The sequence below is a fragment of the uncultured Winogradskyella sp. genome (genome assembly GCF_947498005.1).
Taxonomy (GTDB): Bacteria; Bacteroidota; Bacteroidia; order Flavobacteriales; family Flavobacteriaceae; genus Winogradskyella.
Map to the genome: position 1 here is coordinate 171,996 of NZ_CANMIW010000003.1, position 24,897 is coordinate 196,892.

Annotated in this window: 21 protein-coding genes; 7 read left to right on the forward strand and 14 right to left on the reverse strand. The window is 31.7% G+C overall.

Annotation, left to right across the window (positions count from 1 at the left end; all coding sequences use genetic code 11):
* Positions 1-30 precede the first annotated feature (30 nt).
* The 4 genes from Q0891_RS06590 to Q0891_RS06605 all read left to right on the forward strand — a co-directional run bounded on the left by Q0891_RS06590 (position 31) and on the right by Q0891_RS06605 (position 7,418).
* The gene (locus Q0891_RS06590; protein WP_299099978.1) at positions 31-1,143 is read left to right on the forward strand and encodes a hypothetical protein; all 1,113 of its coding nucleotides are present in this window, start codon (positions 31-33) and stop codon (positions 1,141-1,143) included.
* A 586-nt stretch (positions 1,144-1,729) separates the two neighbouring features.
* Positions 1,730-4,981 carry a T9SS type B sorting domain-containing protein gene (locus Q0891_RS06595; protein WP_299099980.1) on the forward strand — a complete coding sequence of 1,084 codons (3,252 nt, stop codon included), beginning with the start codon at positions 1,730-1,732 and terminating at the stop codon, positions 4,979-4,981.
* A 471-nt stretch (positions 4,982-5,452) separates the two neighbouring features.
* Positions 5,453-6,796: an ATP/GTP-binding protein gene (locus Q0891_RS06600; protein WP_299099983.1), complete on the forward strand. Its 1,344-nt coding sequence runs from the start codon at positions 5,453-5,455 to the stop codon at positions 6,794-6,796.
* The gene (locus tag Q0891_RS06605) at positions 6,783-7,418 is read left to right on the forward strand and encodes an RloB family protein (protein ID WP_299099985.1); all 636 of its coding nucleotides are present in this window, start codon (positions 6,783-6,785) and stop codon (positions 7,416-7,418) included. Before Q0891_RS06600 ends, Q0891_RS06605 begins: the two co-directional genes overlap by 14 nt.
* A gap of 1,013 nt (positions 7,419-8,431) precedes the next feature.
* On the opposite strand, the gene Q0891_RS06610 is transcribed toward Q0891_RS06605, so the two are convergent.
* The 3 genes from Q0891_RS06610 to Q0891_RS06620 all read right to left on the reverse strand — a co-directional run bounded on the left by Q0891_RS06610 (position 8,432) and on the right by Q0891_RS06620 (position 10,398).
* Entirely contained in the window at positions 8,432-9,091 is a 660-nt protein-coding gene (locus Q0891_RS06610; protein WP_367179563.1) for a DUF6090 family protein, read from the reverse strand.
* Positions 9,092-9,176: 85 nt separating this feature from the next.
* A complete protein-coding gene (locus Q0891_RS06615; RefSeq protein WP_299099987.1) occupies positions 9,177-10,052 on the reverse strand; it encodes a YihY/virulence factor BrkB family protein in 876 nt (291 codons plus the stop codon).
* Positions 10,053-10,206: 154 nt separating this feature from the next.
* Complete coding sequence (locus Q0891_RS06620; protein ID WP_299099989.1) at positions 10,207-10,398, reverse strand: cold-shock protein; 192 nt, start codon at positions 10,396-10,398, stop codon at positions 10,207-10,209.
* A gap of 205 nt (positions 10,399-10,603) precedes the next feature.
* Here Q0891_RS06620 and Q0891_RS06625 point away from each other — a divergent pair, with 205 nt between their 5' ends.
* On the forward strand, positions 10,604-10,867 hold the full coding sequence (locus tag Q0891_RS06625) for a hypothetical protein (RefSeq protein WP_299099991.1): 264 nt from the start codon (positions 10,604-10,606) through the stop codon (positions 10,865-10,867).
* 446 nt (positions 10,868-11,313) lie between these two features.
* On the opposite strand, the gene lpxD is transcribed toward Q0891_RS06625, so the two are convergent.
* The 7 genes from lpxD to Q0891_RS06660 all read right to left on the reverse strand — a co-directional run bounded on the left by lpxD (position 11,314) and on the right by Q0891_RS06660 (position 18,961).
* On the reverse strand, positions 11,314-12,303 hold the full coding sequence (lpxD, locus tag Q0891_RS06630; RefSeq protein WP_299099993.1) for a UDP-3-O-(3-hydroxymyristoyl)glucosamine N-acyltransferase: 990 nt from the start codon (positions 12,301-12,303) through the stop codon (positions 11,314-11,316).
* Positions 12,304-12,727: 424 nt separating this feature from the next.
* Positions 12,728-13,048, reverse strand: coding sequence for a GIY-YIG nuclease family protein (locus Q0891_RS06635; RefSeq protein WP_299099995.1), 321 nt, complete (start codon positions 13,046-13,048; stop codon positions 12,728-12,730).
* Positions 13,049-13,391: 343 nt separating this feature from the next.
* Positions 13,392-14,510 carry a DEAD/DEAH box helicase gene (locus Q0891_RS06640; RefSeq protein WP_299099997.1) on the reverse strand — a complete coding sequence of 373 codons (1,119 nt, stop codon included), beginning with the start codon at positions 14,508-14,510 and terminating at the stop codon, positions 13,392-13,394.
* Between the two features lie 109 nt (positions 14,511-14,619).
* On the reverse strand, positions 14,620-15,261 hold the full coding sequence (locus Q0891_RS06645; RefSeq protein WP_299099999.1) for a DUF4251 domain-containing protein: 642 nt from the start codon (positions 15,259-15,261) through the stop codon (positions 14,620-14,622).
* Between the two features lie 44 nt (positions 15,262-15,305).
* The gene (locus Q0891_RS06650; RefSeq protein WP_299100001.1) at positions 15,306-16,856 is read right to left on the reverse strand and encodes an SDR family oxidoreductase; all 1,551 of its coding nucleotides are present in this window, start codon (positions 16,854-16,856) and stop codon (positions 15,306-15,308) included.
* Between the two features lie 12 nt (positions 16,857-16,868).
* Complete coding sequence (locus Q0891_RS06655; RefSeq protein WP_299100003.1) at positions 16,869-17,318, reverse strand: KTSC domain-containing protein; 450 nt, start codon at positions 17,316-17,318, stop codon at positions 16,869-16,871.
* Positions 17,319-17,404: 86 nt separating this feature from the next.
* On the reverse strand, positions 17,405-18,961 hold the full coding sequence (locus Q0891_RS06660; RefSeq protein ID WP_299100005.1) for a DEAD/DEAH box helicase family protein: 1,557 nt from the start codon (positions 18,959-18,961) through the stop codon (positions 17,405-17,407).
* Between the two features lie 204 nt (positions 18,962-19,165).
* Between Q0891_RS06660 and Q0891_RS06665 the strand changes: the two genes are divergently transcribed.
* Together Q0891_RS06665 and Q0891_RS06670 are read left to right on the forward strand one after the other, a co-directional pair.
* Complete coding sequence (locus tag Q0891_RS06665) at positions 19,166-20,095, forward strand: peptidoglycan DD-metalloendopeptidase family protein (protein ID WP_299100007.1); 930 nt, start codon at positions 19,166-19,168, stop codon at positions 20,093-20,095.
* A gap of 59 nt (positions 20,096-20,154) precedes the next feature.
* Positions 20,155-22,389: a type IA DNA topoisomerase gene (locus Q0891_RS06670; protein ID WP_299100009.1), complete on the forward strand. Its 2,235-nt coding sequence runs from the start codon at positions 20,155-20,157 to the stop codon at positions 22,387-22,389.
* A 3-nt stretch (positions 22,390-22,392) separates the two neighbouring features.
* Here the strand turns inward: Q0891_RS06670 and Q0891_RS06675 are convergent, their stop codons facing one another.
* The 4 genes from Q0891_RS06675 to Q0891_RS06690 all read right to left on the reverse strand — a co-directional run bounded on the left by Q0891_RS06675 (position 22,393) and on the right by Q0891_RS06690 (position 24,897).
* Positions 22,393-22,863 carry a GyrI-like domain-containing protein gene (locus Q0891_RS06675; RefSeq protein WP_299100011.1) on the reverse strand — a complete coding sequence of 157 codons (471 nt, stop codon included), beginning with the start codon at positions 22,861-22,863 and terminating at the stop codon, positions 22,393-22,395.
* A gap of 120 nt (positions 22,864-22,983) precedes the next feature.
* Positions 22,984-23,562: a fasciclin domain-containing protein gene (locus tag Q0891_RS06680; protein WP_299100013.1), complete on the reverse strand. Its 579-nt coding sequence runs from the start codon at positions 23,560-23,562 to the stop codon at positions 22,984-22,986.
* Positions 23,563-23,739: 177 nt separating this feature from the next.
* Positions 23,740-24,198: a cold-shock protein gene (locus Q0891_RS06685; protein ID WP_194241988.1), complete on the reverse strand. Its 459-nt coding sequence runs from the start codon at positions 24,196-24,198 to the stop codon at positions 23,740-23,742.
* Positions 24,199-24,435: 237 nt separating this feature from the next.
* A complete protein-coding gene (locus Q0891_RS06690; protein ID WP_299100016.1) occupies positions 24,436-24,897 on the reverse strand; it encodes a DUF4251 domain-containing protein in 462 nt (153 codons plus the stop codon).

Sequence of the window (24,897 nt, forward strand, 5' to 3'; positions counted from 1 at the left end):
TATTTAACCGTTAACCAAAAAGCAATTATTATGAGATTATTTTACTTCTTTATTCTAATCCCAATGGGATTATTAGGACAAGATTTGCAGAAATCTAATTCTACAATCGACTATTTAAAAGATTTTAGTTTATCGCAATCTGACTATTTAAAAAAACTAACGTTTAATCCAGCCATTGATTCTAAAAACAATTTATATGAGCAATATGAATTGGCAAAAATGGCACCACCAACTAATGGACCAAATCAATTCCATATTGATTTTGTAGGTACAGCAAATTTGCAACAAAACATTAACGAAGCTAATGAAGATGTGCAGGGTTCTGCAGGATTAGGAGTTATTTTTGAACGTTACTTTCTAAAAAAAGGCAATGATGGAAAGCCAGATAGTGACTCTAAAAAAAAGCTCGTAGAAAGTTTAGATATGGAAGCTTATATAAATGTTGCGTCGAGTATTGATTCATTAAGAGCCAAAGTAGTTAATAATGAAGTAACAAATCAAAGGTTATTTGGACATTACATTCTTAATCCTGTAAGCCCAAAACAATCTATTTTTATTAATACAAATATCTATTTTAACCCAGAGCTCGACTGGGAAAAAGGGAGTTGGATTTCAAAAGTTATAAGCGGCATGAATATGAGAGTTAACGCCTCTAACGTACTATGGAACTACAATAACGGAACAGATAACATTAGCCAATATGCTGGTTCAATTAGTTTTAGGTATGGTTTTTTTCATGAGTTCTTACCCAATGATAGAATAAGAGACGACGAAAACAAGAGACGATATAGTGTGCGTTTTGGATTATACTATGGATCTAGACATGTCACAGGAGACATATCATCTGAAGCAAATAACGATTTAAGAAATCAATTTTTAGGAACTGTAGATAAAAATTATAGTGGACTAGAACCCGCTTTTAGTTTTAGATTAAATAACATAATAGCAGAATTTACAGCTCCAATGATGCGTGGTTCATCAGAAAGTGCTATTGAAGGATTAACAGATATCCAATTTCAATTTTCCATTCGTTTTGTCGGAGGATTTAGTTTAAAGGTAAATGAAAAAGCTAAGAATGATGACGACGATAACGATGACGATGATGACGGTATTAAAACTGTTGAAGAAGTTAAGGAGGAGTAATGTGCTTGCGTTCAGCTAGTATCTTTCCACGAGAGCTGCACAGCATTCACGAACTTTTAGAACAATATTAAACTTGTGAGTATTCGTCTAAAAATTTTTATTACGTACATTTTGTCGTTTACGTGATTTTTAAATGGAATCAAAAAATTACAAATCCACAATTAGCTTGTACATAATCTGTAGCGTTATATTAAAGCATAGCTGTCATAGAACTCAGATTATGTCAAATATCGCCAAAAAGCGCTAATACTCTAATTGTTATAAAATGTCCTATAATGTACTTGCGCTATGTACAACATGGGCTTTATTCGCAAGACTTCTATTTTCAATTAAAGAACTCATGAATCTTCGATGTGGTTAAAAGCGTATGCTAGTAATCTTATTCTAGAAAATTTAATCTATAATTTTATTTACTCAGTTAATGGAACACTCTTTTTACGAAGCGACGATAGGAGCGCAGTGGAATGTGTGTGGAATGGTAACATAGAAGTAAGTGAAATAAATAACTGATTTTTTTTTAATGTTAGACTACTATTTTTTTAATTTTTACTAATTTATTGTATTATTGAGAATGCATAAATCTACCTTGATAATTATTTTTTCTTTTTTGTTTATCTCGGCGTTTGCCCAATGCCCAACTGGAGATGTTATTTTAGAATCTCAAGCTCAGGTTAATTATTTTGTCGCCAATTATCCAAATTGTCAAAATATTGATGGTAATTTAATAATTGGTTCTGGTGTAACGGATATTTCCAATTTACCCGAAATTATAACTGTTCAAGGTTCACTAAGAATTTCTAGCCCAAATATTACATCAATTTACATATTTGATAATTTAGAGAGTATTGGTAATGATTTAGAAATTTTTGACACTTCATTACTAACTGAGATTGTTGGATTTAATGCCTTAGCTACAATTGGAAATGATTTAATTATCGAAAGCAATAATATTAGTACTACAGGTCTTGAATTAATTAATGGCTTTACCAACCTAACTTCAATCGGAGGGGATTTTGATATAAGCGATAACCAAGTTCTACTCCAAGTTGAGGGTTTTATTGCATTAACTACTGTAGAAGGGGATTTAGCAATTTATAATAATAACTCTTTAGTAAGTATACCCAGTTTCGGCTCTTTAATTTCAATTGGTAAGAGTTTAACTATTATCAATAATGATGCGCTAAATGAAATCAATGGTTTTTCTAGTTTAGAAACTATAGGTGAACTTGCAGATTTAAACCAAGAAGGGGATTTGAATATTACAAACAACGATAATTTAAATTCTATTTCAGGATTTGAAAACTTGAGAACTATCTATCGTTTTTTTGGAATAGGTAACTTCTTTGAAATAAACACAATTTATAGTATACCTAATTTCAACTTATTAGAAACCATTGGCGCTGGTTTTAATATCACTAATACTTCAATATCAACTTTGTCTGGATTTAATAGTCTAATTTCAATAGGAAATGAGATACCTGGTTCAGGTTGGTTTAATTTAACGGATAATAATAATTTAACTACAATTGACGGATTCAATGACTTAATTCAAATTTACGGTTCAGTTCAAATTATTACAAATAATGCTCTAGAGAGTATTGTTGGATTGAATTCACTTACAATTGTAGGTGGTCTTATGCAGTTTAATGCAAACCCAGCGTTAACATCTTTAACCGGATTAGAGAATTTAATTGATGTTGGTGGTTTAAATTCTAGTATAGATACGTCGTTAGTATTAACAGATAATATTTCATTAACAGACTGTTCAGCAATATGTAATCTTTTAAGCATTAATGGTGTAACAGGATTAACACAGATAGAAGGAAACCCATCTATGTGCAGCAGTAGAGAAGAAATTGAACAAGATTGCGTACCAGACTTTGATGATGATGGTATTTTAAATGATAATGATCTAGATGATGATAACGATGGGATATTAGATACAGTAGAACAAAATGGTGATGAGACTAGAGATACAGATTCAGATGGTTACCCAGATCATATGGATTTAGATAGTGATGGAGATGGTTGTTTTGATGCAGTTGAAGCAGGTTTTTCAGACAATGATCAAAATGGAACTCTTGGCACTTTACCAGATAATGTAGATGCTGATGGGTTGATTATTAGTGAGCCTGATGGTTACTCAACACCTTTAGACAATAATTCAAATTTTGTTTTTGATTTTCAAGAAATTAGTATTCTAAACGCAGGAGAAAATGGTAATTTAGAGATATGTATAAATAGTACTTCTGTAGATTTATTTGATAGTCTTAACGGTTCACCAAACATGGGCGGAATTTGGACACCAACTTTATCTAGTGGTACTGGGATATTCAACCCTTCAATTGATGCTATAGGGATTTATACATACACAATTAATAATGGGGTTTGTGGTACTAATTCTTCTGAAGTAAGTGTTGCTGTAGATACATTACCAAATGCAGGAGAAGACGGAAGTTTAGAACTTTGTGAGAACGACAGTCCTGTTAATTTATTTATGCATTTAAATGGTTCACCAGATACCAATGGTGTTTGGTTACCTGCTTTGTCTAGTGGAACAGGAATCATTGATCCTTCAATCGATTCCGCTGGTATTTATACTTATACTGTCGCAAATGGTATTTGTGGTGAGGCTACAGCAGAAGTCAATATTATCATTAATGAATTACCAAATGCAGGTGAGAATGGTAATTTAGAAGTTTGTATAAATGGTACTTCTGTAGATTTATTTGATAGTCTCAACGGCTCACCAAGTATAGGTGGAGTATGGACACCAATGCTATCTAGTGGGTCAGGAATTTTTAATCCATCTGTTGATGAATCAGGTATTTATACATATACAGTAAACAATGGTATTTGTGGCACTAATTCTTCTGAAGTAAGTGTTTCAGTTGATACAATACCAAATGCAGGACAAAACGGAAATTTAGAGCTTTGTGAATCTGATAGTTCTGTTAATTTATTTGCATACTTAAATGGTTTGCCAGATACAAATGGTGTTTGGTCACCAACATTATCAAGTGGAACAGAAATATTTGATCCATCCATGGATTCTGCAGGTATCTATACCTATACTATTACAAATGGTGTTTGTGGTTCAGCTACGGCGGAAGTTAATGTTCTCATTAATGAATTGCCAAATGCAGGTGACAATGGTAATTTAGAAATTTGTATAAATAGTGCTTCGGTAGATCTATTTGATAATCTCAATGGTTCTCCTGATCTAGGTGGAATATGGACACCAACATTATCTAGCGGAACAGGCATTTTTAATCCATCTGTTGATCCTTCAGGTATTTATACCTATACAGTTAGTAATGGTGTTTGCGGCACTAATTCTTCTGAAGTAAGTGTAATAATAACTAATGTTGAACCTATAACAGACTTTGAATTTATAATTACCGAGTTAAGTGATAATAATAGTATCGAAATCATAATAAATTCAAGCCTAGATTATCAATTTTCATTAGATGGGCTCAACTATCAAGATGACAATATATTCTATAATTTAGTAGGAGGTGATTATACGGTTTATGTTAGAGAGATTAATGGCTGTGGTATATTAGAAGAACATATTATAATTATAGATTTTCCAAAATTTTTCACACCAAATAATGATGGTTCTAATGATTTTTGGGGCATAAGAGGTAGAACAGATAGACTTTATTCAATTTTTATATATGATAGATATGGGAAATTGCTAAAAGAAATTAATGCATCAGGAGGACAATGGGATGGTAAGTATAATAATCATGATATGCCAACCAATGACTATTGGTTTAAATTAGTCTTTGATGATGGACTTACTAAAACAGGACATTTTACATTAAAGCGCTAAACCTCATTCTTATTACTAAAGCTTTCAAAAATATATAATAATCTTATCCCATAAAGCGTTACAAAGACATTTTACATAACGACAAATTATAGGAACAATGCTTTTTTAGATCTGCGAAGCAAACCGTTTCTAGTTTAATGCCCAAGTACTACATATTCTAATGGAATTATAAACTATGTGGGATATAATGGTATGTTCTTAGTAAATAATCAATATTTGTCCTATAATGTACTTGCGTTATGTAAACATGGGCTTTGGTTAAAAGCGCATGTTAAATATTACTTTTCTTTATTTTTTTCTTCTAAAATGTTTCTCTACTCAGTTAATGGAACAATCTTTTTCTGAAAGGGTAGAGTAGTGGAGAAAATGTGTGTGGAATGTTAATTATAACGTAAATTTCGTTGCATAAGGTATATTTTATTATTATTTATGCTATATTTGATAATAATAAAACGAAAAAATCGTCATAAAATGCTATTAAGATATAATGTATCCAATTACTTATCTTTCAATAAGTCAACAGAATTCAACCTATTTACTGGTGATTTTAGAAGATTAGATAATCACGTGCACAGATTTAAGAGTTTAGATGTTCTTAAATTATCCGCAATATATGGTGCTAATGCTTCTGGTAAATCAAATCTAATTAATTCTATAGATTATCTTAGAGATAGTGTTTCTTTTGGTAAAGTTATAAATATTGAGTCTTCTAATTTCAAGAGTAATAAAAACAAGCCTTCAGTTTTTGAAGTCGAATTCTTAGCTCATAAGAAAATTTATATTTATGGAATAGAAGTAAATAAAGGTGATATTGTAAATGAATATTTATATAATTCAATAATTGACAAAGAAGACAAATTAATTTTTGATAGAACTGTATCGAAAAAAGGTGTAAATAAAATAAATGTTAGTGATAACTTAATTAAAAACCAAAAGCACAAAATTTTATTAGATCATTATAAAGGTATAACAAAATCTGACGAATTATTTTTAAGTACAATAAGTGAAATTGATTTAGGGAAATTATCTAAAGAAGCAGAAGTAGCTGCTAATTGGATTTTAAGTATGCATATAATCTTCCCTTCTTCGAAACCTAAATACTTATTAAGCAATTTCATATTCGAACCATCTTTTATGGAATTCACACGGGATATGCTTTGTAGTTTTGATACAGGAATTAAAGATTTGCATATTAAGACCTTTGATATAGAAAAATATTTTGGAGAAGATGATAAAGATTTTGCAAATGAAATAATTGAAGATCTAAGCAAGGATCCTGACTCTTTTTATCATATTGATATGGATATGATTGCAATATTTGAAAACAAAAAAGTAGTACTAAAGAAGCTATATATTGAACATATTGGATTTGGTAGTGATAATTTATTTTCTCTTAGTGAAGAATCTGACGGCACTAAAAGGTTAATAGAATTCATGTCTATGCTTTATAACCTTACAGTGCATGATGCAGAATTAGATGTTTTTATTATTGACGAAATTGGTAGAAGTATTCATCCAAGTCTTTTAAAAGGTTTTTTAACTAAATTATCGAATGAAAAACTTATTAAGGGACAATTGATATTTACAACACACGAATCTAATTTATTAGATTTAAACATGTTGAGGCCAGATGAGATTTGGTTTGCGGAAAAAAACAAAAAAACTGGAAGTACTGAATTTAAAACTTTAGCAGATTATAAGAAAATTAGAACGGATTTAGATATAAGAAAAGGTTATCTCAATAGAAGATTTGGAGGAATACCGATGTTAGCAAATTTTGAGGATTTAAATTGGACTGAGTATGCCTCCAATTAAAAAAGAGAATAGAAAATATAAAAAAGGAAAACCTTTCCGTGATGCCAGAAAATTCATCTTGATATGCGAAGGAGAAAGAGAGGCTGAATATTTTAATTTTTTTGATAAAAAATCTCAAAAACTGATAGTAAAAACTATAGCACCAGTGGGTGAAAATAAAGGGGAATCTGCTCCCAATCATTTGCAAAATAGAGCTTCTGAATATATAGAAGAAAATGGGTGGGAAAATGAATTTGAAGATCAATTATGGTTTGTATTAGATGTCGACAGATGGAAAAGAGCTAGTATTGAAGAATTATATCAACTAACTGAACAAACCGATAATTGGCATATAGGAATTAGTAATCAGTGCTTTGAAGTATGGCTATATTATCATAAAGAAAAGACAAAAGTAGTCCCTGATAATCCTACACATATGAAACAGTTGTTGAGTGATCAAGTTGTAGGAGGTTATAAAATTGAGGATTATGCACCTGATATAGAGACTGCCTCAGTTAATGCAGAAAAGCTAGACAACAATAAGCTTGGATATTTTCCAGATGTTGGAATAACTAAACTATACGTTTTAGGTAAAGAAATAGTGAGTTTATTAAAATACGAAGAAGGATCACTCAAATTATGATTTTTTAAAGACATTGATGGCTGAGTGGCTTAAGGCGCTTGATTGAAAATCAAGAGTACGGTTTACTGTACCGAGAGTTCGAATCTCTCTCTTTCCGCAAATACGAAAGTATTATAACCCGTAACAAAATGTTGCGGGTTTGTTGGTTCAGTAGTTATTTTAGAACAGATAAAAACTATTTTTCTGCCGACCTCATAAAATTTTGGTAAAACAATAGGTGAATGAAGCGTAAGATTTTAGGGAGCTAGTAATACATTGTCTAAAGAGTTACGTTATTTAATAGATCCTTAAACAATCTTAATAAGTTCAGAAGTTTCCTAAAATGTAGCGTAGAGAGCCGTAATTGTTTCCAAAATTATATGCAGTCTTGAATTTTTGTTTCTTTTGTTTCAAGACAAAAGATATATAATTAAAATTTGGTTAGTTCTAATGTTTCAAATTTTGTTTTACATAATATAAGTAGTTACAATTAAAAAAGACAAATTGGAACTAACAATATAGTAAGTGCTAAGAATTTTATTTTCTTAAAATTTTAGCTCTTATGGAATGCCATGAGAATCGTCTAGAAAAAAATATGTAGTACAAATATCCAAATACCTCAAAATTTTAATGATTACTAAAACGTAGCTTTTATGTGTGGCTGGCAAGCGTTGGATAATTGTGTACAAAATAAATTGCCAGAGCAATTTGATTTTATAAAGCAATCGAGCGTTTGACAGCGGACATTTTACATAACGTCAAATTATAGGATCTAATGTTCTAAGTTTCCTAAATTGTAAAATATTATTAAAGGATAAAGTTTAATGACCCAAGTTCTGTGTATTGTAATGAAAACAAGTGTTTCTGGGTATTTTACATAATATCATTATAGTTGACTAATGGTACACTTTGACTAAATAACCAATAATAGCATTTGTCCTATAATTTATATTATGTAAAATAGAATATTTCTAAACCAACTTCTATTTGAGTTCTTTTATATTAACAAGATGCTCTATGTAAATATTACAAACCTATTGATCTTCTATAAGAGCATTCAATTCTTCTAAATGTGTTGCATACATTTGTTCAACTTCCGCAAGAATTGAGTCGTAACCATCTACATATAAAAAACGCATGTGTAGCACACGGTTTTTATAATCATCTGAACCAAAATATTTATATTCTTCAACCGTAAAACTACCGTTATCGCCAACCAATTTTTCATACCACGAGAAATTGTCCTTAATATGATTAATATTTTTAATTAATTCATCTTTCATAATATCTTCCATTGGTCGCAATGTTTTGTCAACAACATTGTAATCTTGTTCTATTTCTAACAGTTTGTTAGCCAATGCTGTATTTTGAGAAGATACTTTATCTAATGACGATGATAATACTGGGTTTACAGGTAAAAACTGAATACCAATGGTTACTAAAAATGGTGCTTGAGAAACAATCGTTAAACGTTCGGCTTTCGTTTTATCCTTTTTAAGGTATAAATTATACAGTTTTAAATTCTCGCTAATTTCTTCGCGTGTCTCTTTAATAATAGCAATATCAGAAGTTAATTTTTGCTGTATTTGTTTGGCTATTTTCAAACATTCTTTTTCAGCTTTTTTATCTTCATTATAGTTATTAATAGCCACAGCAACCAAGATACCAATCACTACTAATATAATTTCGCCTATGGCATAGAGAAGAAATTTTTAAGGCGCTTCCCTTCTATCATTTTAAATCTATTCTTGTTAAATAACTTCATATATAGGCTTAAAGTTAAGAAATATAATCGCCTTCAACATATTGATCTGCATATTGTTTGGTAAAATGTGCACCAAACAATAAAATTAAACTCGTATAAGATACCCATAGCATTATTAAAATAATAGAGCCTGCAGCACCATATGTTGAACCTGGTTCCATGGTATTAAAATATAAAGCTAGTAGATATTTACCAATTAAGAAAAACACTGTGGTTAGGCCTGCACCTACGCGCACTGATTGCCATGTAATTTTGGCTGATGGCAAATATTTAAACATGGTTGCAAACAATACGTATATAAATCCTAAAGAGATTAAAAAGTCTACTAAATATAAATAATCAAACCAATTATCTGGTAATAAACGATTTAACTGTGTGCTAAATGTGCTTAATAATGATGTTAATACAAAACTGGTTAACAACAAAAACCCTAAAATTATTATAAAACCAAAACTTTTTACTCTACTCATTAGTGTAGAGATAATACTGTTTTTGTACGTTGGGACTTGTTCCCAAATATCATCAAGTGCAGATTGTACTTGGAAGAATACACCTGTGGAACCATATAATAAAGTGGCAATACCTATTATAGTTGCAAATATTGACGTTTTCTTTTCACTTTGGTTTTCAATCATTGTTCTTATCGCATCTGCAGCATCTGGTCCTATAGCCTTTGTAATTTCGTCTAATAATTCACCTTGTACTAAGTCTTCTCCCCAAAAATTACCAACTACTTTTAAAATAATGATCACCAGAGCAGGTAACGACAATACAGCGTAATATGCAACAATTGCACTACGTTGAAATGGTTCTCCTGCAAACCATGATTTAAATGATTTAACAAGTAAACTTGGTAGATGTGTAATGTTAAATGTTTTTGTTTTGGCCATATACTTCAAACTTTCACCATAAAATTATTAATTATTCTCCACGTGAATTAGCTTATATGCTATGATTGTTATCTTATAAAATCGCTTTTTCAAATAAAAAAAGCCCATCAAATTAATGATGAGCTTCCATAAATTCTAGGTTAAGCCAAATATTTTAGATAACTTTTACGTTTACTGCGTTTAATCCTTTTTTGCCTTCTGTAAGATCGAATTCTACGGCATCGCCTTCACGAATTTCGTCTATCAATCCTGAGATGTGTACAAAATGCTCTTTGTTTGAACCTTCTTCTGTTATAAATCCGAATCCTTTGTCATCGTTGAAGAATTTTACTGTTCCTTTAATCATTGTATTTATATTTTATTTTAATAATTACTTAGTAGTATTCAACAATGATGCCAAAAATTGAAAGGTTGTTAATTATCCGATTTTAAGGTGATTACATCCATATCGTCGGAGAAATGGGTTGGTTTAACTCTCATTTTAGTTGTGGTATCCATTAGTCAATACCTTCGTATGTAGATATCCCTCAGTCTATTAAAACCTATATATTATGGAAACAAAATTCTCTTTGTTTAACCAGATTAATAGTTTATGTTACTGGTTATTAATTTCTAGTGAGTACCGAACTTCAGTAAAACTAGATGCTGACAACGATACCTACAGCGTTTGCATTATGCATGCTGGTGTTGAACTCTATGCCAATACTATACAAGGATTTAGTAAACGAAATGCTAATTTTTTAGAGCATGAATTAGACGGTATGGTTGCAGGTTTATTGCATTTAAAGCAAAATGTAGAACAGAAATCGGCTTAAGATAGTTCACAGTTGTACTTTATTCAGTTGTGTATATTAACTAAATCTATATTGGTTTATATTTTTTTAGATTCTGAAACAAGTTCAGAATGACAAATTAATAGGAACTATGAAATATGAGGATAGTTAATTTTTCTAGCGTTATAATCATTTTATGAACTGTCATGCTGAACTAGTTTCAGCATCTCTATAAGGTTTAAAAACTGAGCCATTCATCACTTCTGAGATTTAATAGTCTGTCATGCTGAACTAGTTTCAGCATCTATCTATCTATCTATCTATCTATCTATCTATCTATCTATCTATCTATCTATCTATCTATCGTCGACAGTAAAATCAGGCATCACTCTAACATAAGCTTGAATAGATATAATATTAAAAGACATATAGATTTAATAGTTTGTCATGCTGAACTAGTTTCAGCATCTCAATTCTGAAATAAATTACTATCGCGCTAATTTCCTAAGTGCAACCCATTGCTTAAGCATTTCTCTAGAGTCTACAGCAGGATAACCCAAAACGGTTTTTCCGGCAGCAACATCATTCATTACACCAGAACCAGCACCAACAGTTGCACCAGAGTGTATAGTTGTATGATCTTTTATAGAAGCAGATCCACCGATTATTACACCATCACCAAGCGTTACAGAACCTGCAAGTCCTGAACTTCCTGCCATAATGCACGAGCGTCCTAATACACAATTATGTGCAATTTGAACCAAATTGTCAATTTTACAACCATCACCTAATATAGTAGAACTAAATTTCCCACGATCTACACAAGAATTGGCGCCTATCTCAACACCATTACCAATAACAACATTACCAATATGTGGGATCTTTACCAAACCTCTACCATCATCACTTGGTCTATAACCAAAACCATCTGCACCTATACTTACATTATTATGAAAAATACAATGCGCACCAATTACAGATCGCTCTCTAATAATGGTACCAGACCAAACTGTTGTATGATCTCCAATGGTTGTATCATCGAGTATTGTTACGTTTGGGTAGATGGTAACATTATTTCCTAAAACAACATCTTTACCAATGTAAGAACCAGCACCTACTCTACTTCCACTGCCGATTTTAGCAGATTTATCAACCGTAGCTGACGGATGAATTTCAGTTTCAAAATGAGGTGTTTCAGGTGTAAAAGACTCTAATAATTTAGCCATAGCTAAATCGGCATTCTTAACTTTTATCAACACACGATTATCACCAGGTTCTATATCTAAATTGTCATTCACAATGGCCAAACTTGCTTTAGAATCCTTCCAAAGCGCAGCAAATTTTCTATTGCCTATAAAAGTTGCTTGATTTTCATTTGCCTTTTGAATTTGCTCTAATCCAGTAATATTATTTGTAGTTGTACCTACAACTTCGCCATTTATAAAGGCATTGATGTCTTCAATTGTGAATGATTTCATTAGTGTAATCGTGTTTGTTGTTTATTAGACACACAAGATAGTATTAAAATACGAAAATGCAATTCTCTCTTGCTATGAGATTGGGATTTTTGTGCTTAAGTTTTGTGGAAGTTAATTTAGTTTTTAGAACAATCTCTCTCGATTTGTCATCCTAAATAAGTATCAGGATCTACATACACGCTCTATCTAGATGCTGAAACAAGTTCAGCAGAACAGAAACTTAAGAAATCCTGTAACTAATCTATGAGGAACAAATACTCATGATTTGTCATCCTGAACTAATTTCAGGATCTAATACAAGGTCAAGCAAGATGCTGAAACAAGTTCAGCATGACAGAAACTTATGAAATCTTGCAACCAACATATGAGGAATAAACACTCTTGATTTGTCATCCTGAACTAGTTTCAGGATCTATCTAATAAATCAATCACTAATCCTTTTAGAATCTAACCGAACCCAAAGGTCATCCCAATTAGGATTAGACTCTTCGATTAAGTTAATTTTCCATTGACGCCTCCAATTTTTAATCTGTTTTTCTCGCTTAATTGCATCATTTACATATTGAAATTCTTCAAAATAAATTAAGCGCTTTAATTTATATTTTGAAGCAAAAGAACTCCCTTTACCTTCGGTATGTCTTTCCATTCTATCATCGATTCCTCCTGTAAAACCGATATATAACACACCATTTTTTTTATTTGTAATTATATAAACCCAATAGTTATGGTAATCGCGTTTTGGCATCGATTGATATTTTTTAGTTATCGATGTTTAAGATATTTAATTTTTAATGAATCTACTCGAAGTAGCTATTATTAGTAATGAGATGCTGAAACAAGTTCATCATGACAAAAACTTAAGAAATCCTGTAACTAACATGTAAGGAACAAACATTCTTGACTTGTCATCTTGAACTAATTTCAGGATCTAATACATGGTCAAGCAAGATACTGAAACAAGCTCAGCATGACAGAAACTTATGAAATCTTGCAAATAACCTATGAAGAACAAACACTCATGATTTGTCATCCTGAACTAGTTTCATGATCTCTTAAATTTGTCAATTTAAACGAAGAAAGTAAGTCAACTACATCGTTATCTCTCTAAACACAATACCTAAAGCTTTCTGAGTATCAATTACTTTCTGCATTTCACCACGAATGATAAGTGCAATAGATTGTCCTGTTTTTCCTGCTCTTGCTGTTCTTCCGCTTCTGTGTGTATAGTAATCTAAATGTTCTGGTAATTGATGATGTAATACAAAAGCTAAGTTATTAACATCAATACCTCGTGCTGATACATCAGTAGAAATTAAAACTTGTATGCTTTCATTTTTAAACGCACGCATTACCTTATCGCGTTCCTTTTGTTGCATATCACCTTCTAAAGCACCAACGGCAAAACCTTCATTTTGTAATTGCTCAGCTAAGGCTTTTGTACCTGCTTTTGTTCTGCAGAATATTATACCTCGCTCGTCTTGACGTTTATCCAAAATTCGGATAATCATATTAACTTTGTCTTTTATTGATGTTTGAATAAAGTGATGAGAAATATTTTTATTTACCAAAGCATTTTTATTTACTTCAATTCTTACAGCACTTGGCGACATGTAGTTTTTAATTATGTTTTTTATTTCTTCAGGCATGGTTGCAGAAAATAACCATGTATTTCTTCGTGAAGTGTTGAATTTTAAAATTTTATTTAAGTCTTCTTTAAAACCCATACTTAGCATTTCATCAGCTTCGTCTAAAACTAAGGTTTTAATCTTCGAAATATCTATAGAACCTCTTTCAATTAAGTCTAATAAACGGCCAGGAGTTGCCACAACAATATGAGTAGTTCTTGTTAGGTTTCTAATTTGTTTATCAATTTTTTCACCACCATATACACCTTCTGAAAATATCTTTTGGTCTACATATTTAGTAAATCTGAAAAGTTGTTTTTGAATTTGTTGAACCAACTCACGCGTTGGCGCAATAATCAAAGCTTGCACGTCAGAATTATTAGTGTCAATACTATGCAAAACAGGTAAGCCAAAAGCTGCTGTTTTTCCAGTTCCTGTTTGAGCCAAGCCTATCAAATCAGTTTTAGATTCAAGTAAAATAGGAATTACGGTTTCTTGAATTTCCGTTGGATTAACAATATTGAGTTCTTTTAATCCTTTTATATAAGATTTGTGAATTCCTAATTCTTTAAATGTAGCCATAGTGTATTTATTGTTGCGCAAAGGTAATTTGTCCTTTGAATAAACACTACAATTTATTGTAAAATATAAAGGATATTTCTAGTTTATGCTTTAGAGGCTTAACGCGTCTCTATTCAGATTCATCTTTTGCTCTGAGTCTTCCGCTATATTTAATAAAAGTCTTGTACGTCGATGTAATATTGACAGCTACTTTATTATTAGGAAATAGTTCTAGTTTTACGTTATAAGTTTCTGAAGGCTCATTAATTTGCTTAATTTCAAATTCAATGTCGAGTCTTTTTTTGGACTCATTAATAGTCTTTACATATTTTTCAGGAATTCCATTAAACACAATACCACTATTGCGACCACCATAATTACCTGCGCTCAAACGTCTTTCTCCAAAAAATGACAAATTACCTGATACAGAATCAGTATTTATTTCGATAAAATGTCCGTCTTCTGTGACATCTATTCTACTCGCATTATTGCCTGTTTGAGATAAAAATAAGGCATTGGCTACTCGTTGAGTCGCTGCGGTATTAAAAGGATATACAACATCGATATCGATATAATACTCCTCTCTTTCTAATAATTTTTGTAATGTGTTAATGGCATCAGACGGTTTATTAGCATCATCAACGTTGCTAGATTTACAACTCCACATCGTCGTTAACACAACTAAAACTATAAATACATTAAATATTTTAACTATTTCTTTTTTAACCATAATAACTAAGATACCAACAAAAGATTGAATTATCAGTAACATTAACAGTCTTTTAAGTTCTGAAATCTATGCTGAATAGCTACCAATTACCAGCTAATGGGTCTATAATCTTTTAAGAATTTGCCAGACCAATGCTTACCTGTGTTTATACCATCAAATAATGGATCCATAACACGTGCTGCACCATCCACAATGTCCAAAGGTGGCTGAAAATCGTGCAATTCTTGTTTTCGTTTTGCTAACTCAGCTGGATCTTCATCTGTAACCCAACCAGTGTCTACAGCATTCATAAAGATACCTTCTTTAGCTAAACTACCAGCTGCAGTATGCGTTAACATATTTAAAGCTGCTTTTGCCATATTAGTATGTGGATGACGATCTTCTTTAAAGAAACTATGAAACTTGCCTTCCATAGCCGAAACATTGATAATGTGCTTCTTACCTGTGTTCTCTTTCTTCATTACTTCAGATAAACGATTGCACAAAACAAAAGGTGCTACCGAATTTACTAATTGGACTTCTATCATTTCTGTGGTCTCAATTTCTCCAAGTTTTAATCGCCAACTATTGGTTTTTCTTAAGTCTACTTGTTGTAAATCGGCATCCAGTTTTCCTTCTGGGAAAACCTCTTGAGAAACTAAGGTATTATCAAAACTATATGGAATTTGGGATAATTTAGCTGAAGCTCTTAATCCAATGCCTGGTTCTGGTCCATGCCAAGTCACTGGCATATTTTTATTTGATGATGCACCAGAGGTTAGTTGTTTTAATTCATTTAAACATTCTGTATGATCATTGAGTAAATCACGTGCAAATTTCGGTAACTCCTCAATTGGTCGTTCTTCATTTGGCATTAAATGGCTATAAAAACCTGCTGGTCGTCTAACGGTTTGTGCTGCATTATTGATAAGTATATCAAGCTTTTCGTAACGTTGCTCTATAAAATTACAGAAGATCTCAACACTTGGAATATGTCTTAAGTCTAAACCATGAATTTTTAGTCGGTGTCCCCATTCTGTAAAGTCTTCCTCTTTAGAAAAACGCAATGCAGAATCTACAGGGAAACGTGTTGTGGCAATTACTGTTGCACCACCACGTAAAAGCATTAATGTAATATGATAACCAATTTTTAATCGAGAACCAGTGATTACAGCGACTTGTCCTTTTACATCTGCAGTTTGAAAACGTTTAGCATAGTTAAAATCGCCACATTCTTCACACATGGTATCGTAAAAATGATGCAGTTTAGTAAACATCGTCTTACAGACGTAGCAATTTCTAGGTGATTCTAGCTCAAATTGTTCTTTGGCTTTTAGATCAGCTTCTGGCAATAATTTTGGCGCAACAAAAATATGCGCTTCTCTGGCACTACGTATACCTGTTTCTTTACGAGCATTTTTATCTCGTGCAGCCTGTTTTCGCTTAGCGGCTTTTTTTGCGTCTTTTTTACGACGCGAAAATTCTTCTCTACTAGGACGTGATAATTGTCCGGAAGCCTTTATTAAAGCCGTTCGTTGTGGCTTAGGAATTTCAAATATCTGATCTGTATCAGCAACTAAACGTTCTAAAATAGAAATGCAGTTTTCAATCTCATTGATAGAGATATCGTCAAGTTTCTCTGAATTTTCGTTGCTCATAACTAATTGATATTATGCTTCTTGAAGTTCCCTCTTAGATTTTCTGTATAAATACGAATTAAAAATACTTCGTCTTGCAAAACGCATTTGTTTATCAGAATTTAAAAATTTGATAAAAACACCTTTAGGCACTCCAAAATACTCATAAGTAGAACCGTCTAAAAATGTGATTTCTAAAAGTTGACCTTTATGCTGAAAATCTAAAATTGAAGAATTTGTTATTGTATTGGTATATTCTTCAAGATTTAAAGCTTTAGTTTCTGGCGCAATACTCACTAAAAAATGATAGCCATCGATAATTTCAACACTCTTTTGCTCTGCCTCTTCTTGGCCAGCATCTCCATCTTGAAATTTATCTGGATGCCACTTTTTTACAAGGTTTCTATACGTTTTCTTTAAAGATTTTAAATCAATAGAATCTTCAATTGAAAATAACTTTTTGTACTGGTTAATACGTTTCATTTTTAGTGCTTTAATTTGAGGCGCGAAACTACGCTAATTTATGAAGCATAAAGCAATTAAATGACTTTAATTACAAAGTCCTTGGTTTACTCATCCTCTGGAGGAAACCCGTGGATTTCTTCAAATTTTTCATCGAAATTAGTCCTTAAATATGAGTTTAACTTCTTTTGATAATCATCCTTCAACCATTTTAAGAAGTTGTAAGTACTTCTACTTATACACTTGGCATAGGTCTCAATACGTTGATTAATATCTTCCTTAAGAAGTTTTGCTAAAGCAAGGGCATCGTATACATCTTCACTATTTTCAATACAAATTTTAGCATGATGTTCAATAGAACGTTCTAACACAACTTTACTAGATTCTCCTTTAGCAACAGCATCCTTATAAGTTTGTTTAATATCAAAATATGTGTCTTCAGATTTTGAAAACTCTTCTTTAACTTCCTCTGATAAATCGTGCTTAAAATTAGACTCAATAGCCTCATCATCTTTAATACGATCAGCATACCAATTTGGTGACTTAAAAATAAGTTGCCAATCTAAATCTGCGCCCCAAGGACCAAATCTGTAAAGGTTGTTTCCTAAATCTATTGTTGTAAATTTAGATTTGTTGTTTAGAATACGAGAACCACGACCAATCATTTGATAATATAGAGTCAATGATTTTGTAGCTCTGTTTAAGATAATAGTATCAATGGTTGGCTCATCAAAACCTGTAGTTAAAATACTTACTGAGGTTAAGATAGCATCTGGCGTTTCATGGAACCACTCTAAAATTTGTTTACGTTGTTTTTTAGTCGCTGTATTATCTAAGTGCATAATAGGAATTCCGGCTTCCTTAAAGGCATAATACACACTAATAGAAGTGTTAATTCCGTTATTAAAAATTAAAGTCTTTTTACCTAGCGAATGTCTTTTATATGCATCAATCAACTTTTGCAACATCGCAGGACTAGAATATAAATCTTCAGAAGATTTTACAGTATAATCGCCATTAGATCCTACTTCTAAAGAGGTTAAACCCATATCATAGGCATACGTTTCTGCACGTGCTAAAAACTCATTCTCGATAAGATTCTCAATTGTTTCTCCTGTAATAAGTTCGTCGTAGTTATCCTTCATAGGTAACTCTTTATTAGAACTTAAAGGTGTTGCAGTAACACCAAGAATAAAGGATTTTTCAAAAAACTTAAACAGTTTGGTAAAAGAATTATAATGGGCTTCATCAATAATAACTAAACCAACGTCAGAGATATCTAACATATTATCGTTTAGTCTATTGTTAAGCGTTTCTACCATGGCCACAAAACAAGAATAATCTGCTTGGTCATCTAAATTAGCCTTACTATTAACCACTTTGTTTGTAACACCAAAACCATCTAACATTTTAGAGGTTTGATTACAAAGTTCTACTCTGTGCGTCATAATCAAAACCTTCTTTTTGTGATTCTTTAGGTATTGACGCACCATTTCAGAGAAAATAACCGTTTTTCCACCACCTGTTGGTAATTGATACAGTAAGTGATAATCTTCGCGTTCGGAATCAAATTTTTCGAAAATCTGACTTATGGCACCTTGTTGGTAGTCATATAATTCTTTATCAGTTTTTTTTGCTTGAACAGCTTGATTTGTTTGAGACATAAATATAATTTCGGATTATCTTTTGAAGCTGCAAATTTACAACACTTTCGCTCACAAAAAAAGTATCAATCCTATAGATAAGTAGTAAAAGTAAAAAAGAATAATTTTAATAAAAATTGAATAACTGATTTTAGAAATTAAATATTGAAAATAATATTTATTATATATTTACGTTTCAAAAATTATTAGATCATTAATCCCTCTATGAAATATCTTTTTTTCTGTGTTGTTTTTGTCTGTACTAGCTTATTTATTTACGCACAGAAAGACTCAATTTCTACTTCTTTAAAGATTGAATTAAACACAAGCAAGTACAAAAAAGGTGTAATTAAGGAAGCTATTGAAATTCCATTAATTGTAAAACCTACGAAACCTGTAGTAGATATAAAAGCAGATCATTGGGATAATACAGATCATCATCCATATCATGACTTTGGTCAAAAATTTCCTTTAGAGTTGTTTTTTACCGATAGTACGTATGCTTCACCTGTTTCACATAAAAAAGTCATTACATCGCATTATGGTTGGCGACGAGGACGACCTCATAATGGTATTGATATTGACCTAGTGACTGGTGATTCAGTAGTTTCCATTTTAGATGGTATTGTGAGAATTGCGAAATACTCCAACGGATTCGGAAACGTTGTTGTTGTTAGGCATTTTAATGGATTAGAATCTACTTATGCGCATTTATCTTACATTGCAGTAAAAGCCAATGACACTATAAAGAGAGCACAATATTTAGGAAAAGGTGGTAATACAGGAAATTCAAGGGGAAGCCATTTACATTTAGAACTGAGTTATAAAGGTCAACCCATCCATCCTGAATATTTATTTGATTTTTCTTCAAATAATAAAATTAGATCTAAGCATGTTTGGGTAACACAAAAATGGACACACGCACGTTTTCACAATTCAAAACGCGTAAGTAAAATTAAAGTAATTAAGTCTGCAGATGAAGCTGCTATGGCTAGTTTAGCTAAACAGCCTAAGTTCTATGTGGTAAGAAAAGGAGATACGCTCTATGGTATTTCTAGACGAAATAATATGTCTGTTTCCAGACTATGCAAAACAAATGCTATCAATCAAAATACAACCTTAAAGATTGGGCAAAAATTAGTTTTAGAACTCTAATAAATTCCTTATTCAACTATAAAATTCTGTATTTTCGCAGTCATTAAACTGAAATCTATTTGAAAGTCTGTATAGCCGAAAAACCAAGTGTTGCAAGAGAAATTGCAGCTGTTTTAGGAGCAACCACGAAGCGCGATGGTTACTTTGAAGGCAATGGCTTTGCCGTAACCTATACTTTTGGACATCTCTGTACCTTATACGAACCAGCAGATTATAAACCGTATTGGAAAAGTTGGGACCTAAACAACTTACCAATGTTACCAGAGAAATTTGAGGTTAAGGTGGCCAAAAATGATGGTATTAAAAAGCAATTTAATATTGTAAAAAGTTTATTTGATAAAGCCGACTTAGTCATAAATTGTGGTGATGCTGGCCAAGAGGGAGAATTGATACAGCGTTGGGTCATTAATAAGGCGAATTACAAAGGTAAAGTACAACGCTTATGGATTTCATCTTTAACCACTGAAGCAATAAAAGAAGGCTTTAAGAATTTAAAGCCTGCAGAAAATTACGATAATCTTTATTACGCTGGTTTTTCTCGTTCTATTGGTGATTGGCTTTTAGGAATCAATGCAACCAGGTTATATACTGTGAAACATGGTGGATATAAACAAGTGCTTTCTGTTGGTCGTGTGCAAACTCCTACGCTTGCGATGCTTGTAAACCGTTTTAAGGAGATTGAGAATTTTGTACCACAACCATATTGGGAATTACAAACTCTTTATAGAGACACACTTTTTAGTTATGAAGAAGGTCGTTTTCTTAAAATGGAAGATGGCGAAATATTAGCCAATAAAGTCAAGGAAGATCAGTTTGAAATTGTATCTACAACCAAAAAGAAAGGTACAGAATATGCACCTAAATTATTCGACTTAACTGGGTTACAAGTATATTGCAACACCAAGTTTGGTTTTTCTGCAGATGATACGCTTAAAATAGCTCAAAAACTATACGAGAAAAAAGCAGTAACTTATCCTAGAGTTGATACTACATTTTTACCAAACGACGTGTATCCTAAGGTAAAAGGCATTTTATCTAAATTAACGGATTACGCGACGCTTACAGCACCTGTTTTAAGTAAGAAGATTAAGAAATCTGCTCGCGTATTTAACGATAAAAAAGTAACAGATCACCATGCCATTATACCAACAGGTATGCAAACACATCTGCAGTATAATGAACAACAAGTTTATGATATTATAGTCAAACGATTTATTGCTGTTTTTTATGACGATTGTAAAGTTTCTAATACAACGGTAATTGGTAAAGCAGCAGATGTCAATTTTAAAACCACAGGAAAAGAGATTATATCTAAGGGTTGGCGTGTTGTTTTTGAGAAAAAAGATGAAGGAATAACCAGCAGCACATCAAAAGATAAATTATTACCAAATTTTGAAAAAGGTGAAAAAGGACCACATGAACCGTCATTTTTAGAAAAACAAACTAAGCCACCTAATCAGTTTACAGAAGCTTCGCTTTTGCGTGCTATGGAAACTGCAGGAAAACAAGTTGAAGATGACGAGTTAAGAGACTTAATGAAAGAAAACGGTATTGGTCGTCCGTCTACACGTGCCAATATTATTGAAACACTTTTTAGACGTAAATACATAAAACGAAATAAGAAACAGATACTACCAACAATAACTGGCATCCAACTCATTGATACCATACAAAATGAGCTGCTTAAATCTGCAGAATTAACGGGTTCATGGGAAAAACAATTAAAGGATATTGAAAAAGGTGAATTTAGTGCAACAGCTTTTATTCGTGGAATGAAACGTATGGTTGATGCCTTAGTTTACGAAGTACGAAGCGAAAAAGTAGAAACTAGAATTTCTGCGGTTAATAATAAACCTGTTGGAAAATCTAAACCTAAAAGTAAACCGAAGTCAGCAGCTTTAGTTGGTAGCGCTTGCCCAAAATGTGAAACTGGCTCACTTTTAAAAGGAAAATCTGCTTATGGCTGTAATTTATACGGTAAATCTTGTGATTTTACATTGCCGTTTAGTTTCGGAAATAAGAAAATATCTGAAAAGCAATTTATTCGTTTAATCACTAAAGGTTCTACTGTAAATTTAAAAGGCTTCAAAGTTGAAAATCAATCTGTTGAAGGGCTAATACGCTTTGATGATAATTTTAAACTAAAATTAGAACCTAAGCAAACCACTAAAAAAGCAGTTTTAAAAGCAGGAGATGCATGCCCTAAATGTAAAACAGGGAAAGTGCTAAAAGGAAAAACAGCATTTGGTTGCAGTAATTATAAAGTAGGTTGTGATTTTAGAGTAGGATTTTAGAATTTAATTAATTACTAATTTTACTGGTACATAAAAATCTTCTTCAGAATCAGGACTTCCATTAATGTACTTTGCTCCCATCACTTGAAAATGTGGTCTATTATCTATTTTATAACCAGAAGACGGTAACCATTCGGTCATAATTTTTTGATAGGTTTCTGATGCATTAATGCCTTTATGAAGAAAAATAGCATAGTCTCCACTAGGTATTGTAAACGTTTCCATTTCAGTTGGTATATTTTCAAAATTAGAAACTTCGGCACAAGCTCTTATTTCAAATGGTTTATCCATAGCATTAAAATTACTATATACTTGAATAGCTATTAATTCTGTATTTATTAATGCTTTAATTTCATTTTTCCGAGGCATAAATTGTTTCCAAAGTGCAATAATTTTTCCGTATTCGCCATGACGCATTGTACTTTTCTTGCCAATTAGTTTTTTCTCTGAAATCGAAATTATTTTTGGTGTCATTTACTAGTTATCATTAGAAACTTAAAGGTATAAAAAAAAGCACAAGTATAAACTTGTGCTTTTCCAGAATTAGCTAACCAATCAACAAAAAAGCTAATTCTTCCCTAACCAATTTATATATTACATTCCTGGTAATACTACAGTATCTACAACGTGGATAACACCATTTGACTGATTTACATCGCTTATTGTAACCATAGACGTGTTACCAGATTCATCTTTTAATACTAAATTTTTTGCATCCATCATTGCAGTTAACGTTCCACCTTGTACAGTTGTAAACGTTGCTTTGCCATCTCCTTTTTTTATAGCTTTCATAATATCTTTTGCGCTATATTTCCCTGATATGACGTGGTATTTCAATACAGCTTGTAGACTTTCTTTGTTCTCAGGCTTAAGTAATGTTGCAACTGTTCCTTCTGGTAGTTTATCGAAAGCTTCATTAGTTGGTGCAAAAACAGTAAAAGGACCATCACCTTGTAATGTTTCTACTAAATCCGCAGATTTTACAGCAGCAACTAATGTTGTATGGTTTTTAGAGTTTACGGCATTAGAAACAATATCTTTTGAAGGATACATAGTAGCTCCTCCTACTATTTTAGTGTCTTTATCCATTTTAGAATCTTGAGCCATTACGGTAGATCCAAATATTAAAGCAAATGCAAATGCTATTGAAGTAATTATTTTTTTAGTTTTCATAATATGTGTTTTAAGTTTATTGTTACTCTATTTACGAAGTTATTAGAAGTATGGTTTTACAAAACTCGATATTTTTTTAAAAACACCTCTAAGTACTTGATAAACAATTCATATAAATGCATAAAAAAAAGCCACTATCTAAGATAATGGCCTTCAATTTTATAAGAAGTAAAAGAATTAAGCTTGTTTTACACGTACGGCATTCATTCCTCTTTGTCCTTTTTCTAATTCAAAAGTCACTTTATCGTTTTCTGCAATATCGTCAATGATACCACTAACGTGAGTAAAGTGTTTTTCGTTTGTTTCTGTATCAATTATAAATCCGAATCCTTTAGAACTATCATAAAAAGAAACTTTTCCGTTTCTAATTGGATCAAATTCTTCTACATCAGAATCGTCTTTTTGTGGTATTCCAATAACAATGTTTTCGGCTTTAACCTTTACTTTCATTGAAGGATCTGGTGGAGTATCTGTAAGATTACCATTATGATCTACATAAGCAAGTGGAATTCCACCTGAACCATTCTCTTCCTTTTGAAGCTTACGCGCTTCCATTTTCTTGCGCTTGTCTTCTCGTTTTTTTAATCGTTTTTTTTCTTTTTCACTTTTACTAAAAGTTTGTTGTGATTTAGCCATTCGTAGTTTTAAAAATTAATATATGTGTGCTTTTGAAAATATTGTAATGCAAACAAGTTAATTAACTTAACAATGAATAGTATTAAAATCTAGCACAATAACTTATAAATTAAGCTATTTTTTGTAGTATATCTTCAATAAGACAGTTGCAAAGATACAATTTCTATACCAATTATTAAAATGTCCTCAACACAAAATAGAATTTCTATTACGTTACACTTGATATAATTAGTTTAATTAAAGCTTAACTAATTTACCACCATACTTTAATTCGTTACCATCCATTTTTGTAATGACCAAAAATGCATTGCCATTGGGTTTTACTTCAATTGTAATCTTGTGCGATATGGCGTCAATATCAATTAAAACTTCCTGCTTTTCATCATTATAATCTACGCTAATTTTACTGTTATCCTCATTTATTGATAAAATCATTCTATCTTTTGAAAAACCATTTAAGCGACCAGATACAGATGATTTATTAATTTGAATATTATTAAGCTCACCATCTAATGTCTCTCTGCCTTCATCATTATAGATCACATTCGCTACAAATTGATAATTGTCTGATTTTATGGTAGACTTCGTGATATTATAGATAGGTTGAAATCTTTCTTTTTGAGTTTGTTTAGTCTGTGCAGTAACAATACTACCAGCAGATAAACTAAATATTAAGGCTATTAAAATTAACTTTTTCAT

Excerpts from the sequence above, each read along its gene's own strand:
- Q0891_RS06590 (WP_299099978.1), top strand. The coding sequence starts at position 31 with ATGAGATTATTTTACTTCTTTATTCTAATCCCAATGGGATTATTAGGA.
- Q0891_RS06600 (WP_299099983.1), top strand. The coding sequence starts at position 5,453 with ATGCTATTAAGATATAATGTATCCAATTACTTATCTTTCAATAAGTCA.
- Q0891_RS06605 (WP_299099985.1), top strand. The coding sequence starts at position 6,783 with ATGCCTCCAATTAAAAAAGAGAATAGAAAATATAAAAAAGGAAAACCT.
- Q0891_RS06615 (WP_299099987.1), bottom strand. The coding sequence starts at position 10,052 with ATGGCCAAAACAAAAACATTTAACATTACACATCTACCAAGTTTACTT.
- Q0891_RS06620 (WP_299099989.1), bottom strand. The coding sequence starts at position 10,398 with ATGATTAAAGGAACAGTAAAATTCTTCAACGATGACAAAGGATTCGGA.
- Q0891_RS06625 (WP_299099991.1), top strand. The coding sequence starts at position 10,604 with ATGGAAACAAAATTCTCTTTGTTTAACCAGATTAATAGTTTATGTTAC.
- lpxD (WP_299099993.1), bottom strand. The coding sequence starts at position 12,303 with ATGAAATCATTCACAATTGAAGACATCAATGCCTTTATAAATGGCGAA.
- Q0891_RS06635 (WP_299099995.1), bottom strand. The coding sequence starts at position 13,048 with ATGCCAAAACGCGATTACCATAACTATTGGGTTTATATAATTACAAAT.
- Q0891_RS06640 (WP_299099997.1), bottom strand. The coding sequence starts at position 14,510 with ATGGCTACATTTAAAGAATTAGGAATTCACAAATCTTATATAAAAGGA.
- Q0891_RS06645 (WP_299099999.1), bottom strand. The coding sequence starts at position 15,261 with ATGTTACTGATAATTCAATCTTTTGTTGGTATCTTAGTTATTATGGTT.
- Q0891_RS06650 (WP_299100001.1), bottom strand. The coding sequence starts at position 16,856 with ATGAGCAACGAAAATTCAGAGAAACTTGACGATATCTCTATCAATGAG.
- Q0891_RS06655 (WP_299100003.1), bottom strand. The coding sequence starts at position 17,318 with ATGAAACGTATTAACCAGTACAAAAAGTTATTTTCAATTGAAGATTCT.
- Q0891_RS06660 (WP_299100005.1), bottom strand. The coding sequence starts at position 18,961 with ATGTCTCAAACAAATCAAGCTGTTCAAGCAAAAAAAACTGATAAAGAA.
- Q0891_RS06665 (WP_299100007.1), top strand. The coding sequence starts at position 19,166 with ATGAAATATCTTTTTTTCTGTGTTGTTTTTGTCTGTACTAGCTTATTT.
- Q0891_RS06675 (WP_299100011.1), bottom strand. The coding sequence starts at position 22,863 with ATGACACCAAAAATAATTTCGATTTCAGAGAAAAAACTAATTGGCAAG.
- Q0891_RS06680 (WP_299100013.1), bottom strand. The coding sequence starts at position 23,562 with ATGAAAACTAAAAAAATAATTACTTCAATAGCATTTGCATTTGCTTTA.
- Q0891_RS06685 (WP_194241988.1), bottom strand. The coding sequence starts at position 24,198 with ATGGCTAAATCACAACAAACTTTTAGTAAAAGTGAAAAAGAAAAAAAA.
- Q0891_RS06690 (WP_299100016.1), bottom strand. The coding sequence starts at position 24,897 with ATGAAAAAGTTAATTTTAATAGCCTTAATATTTAGTTTATCTGCTGGT.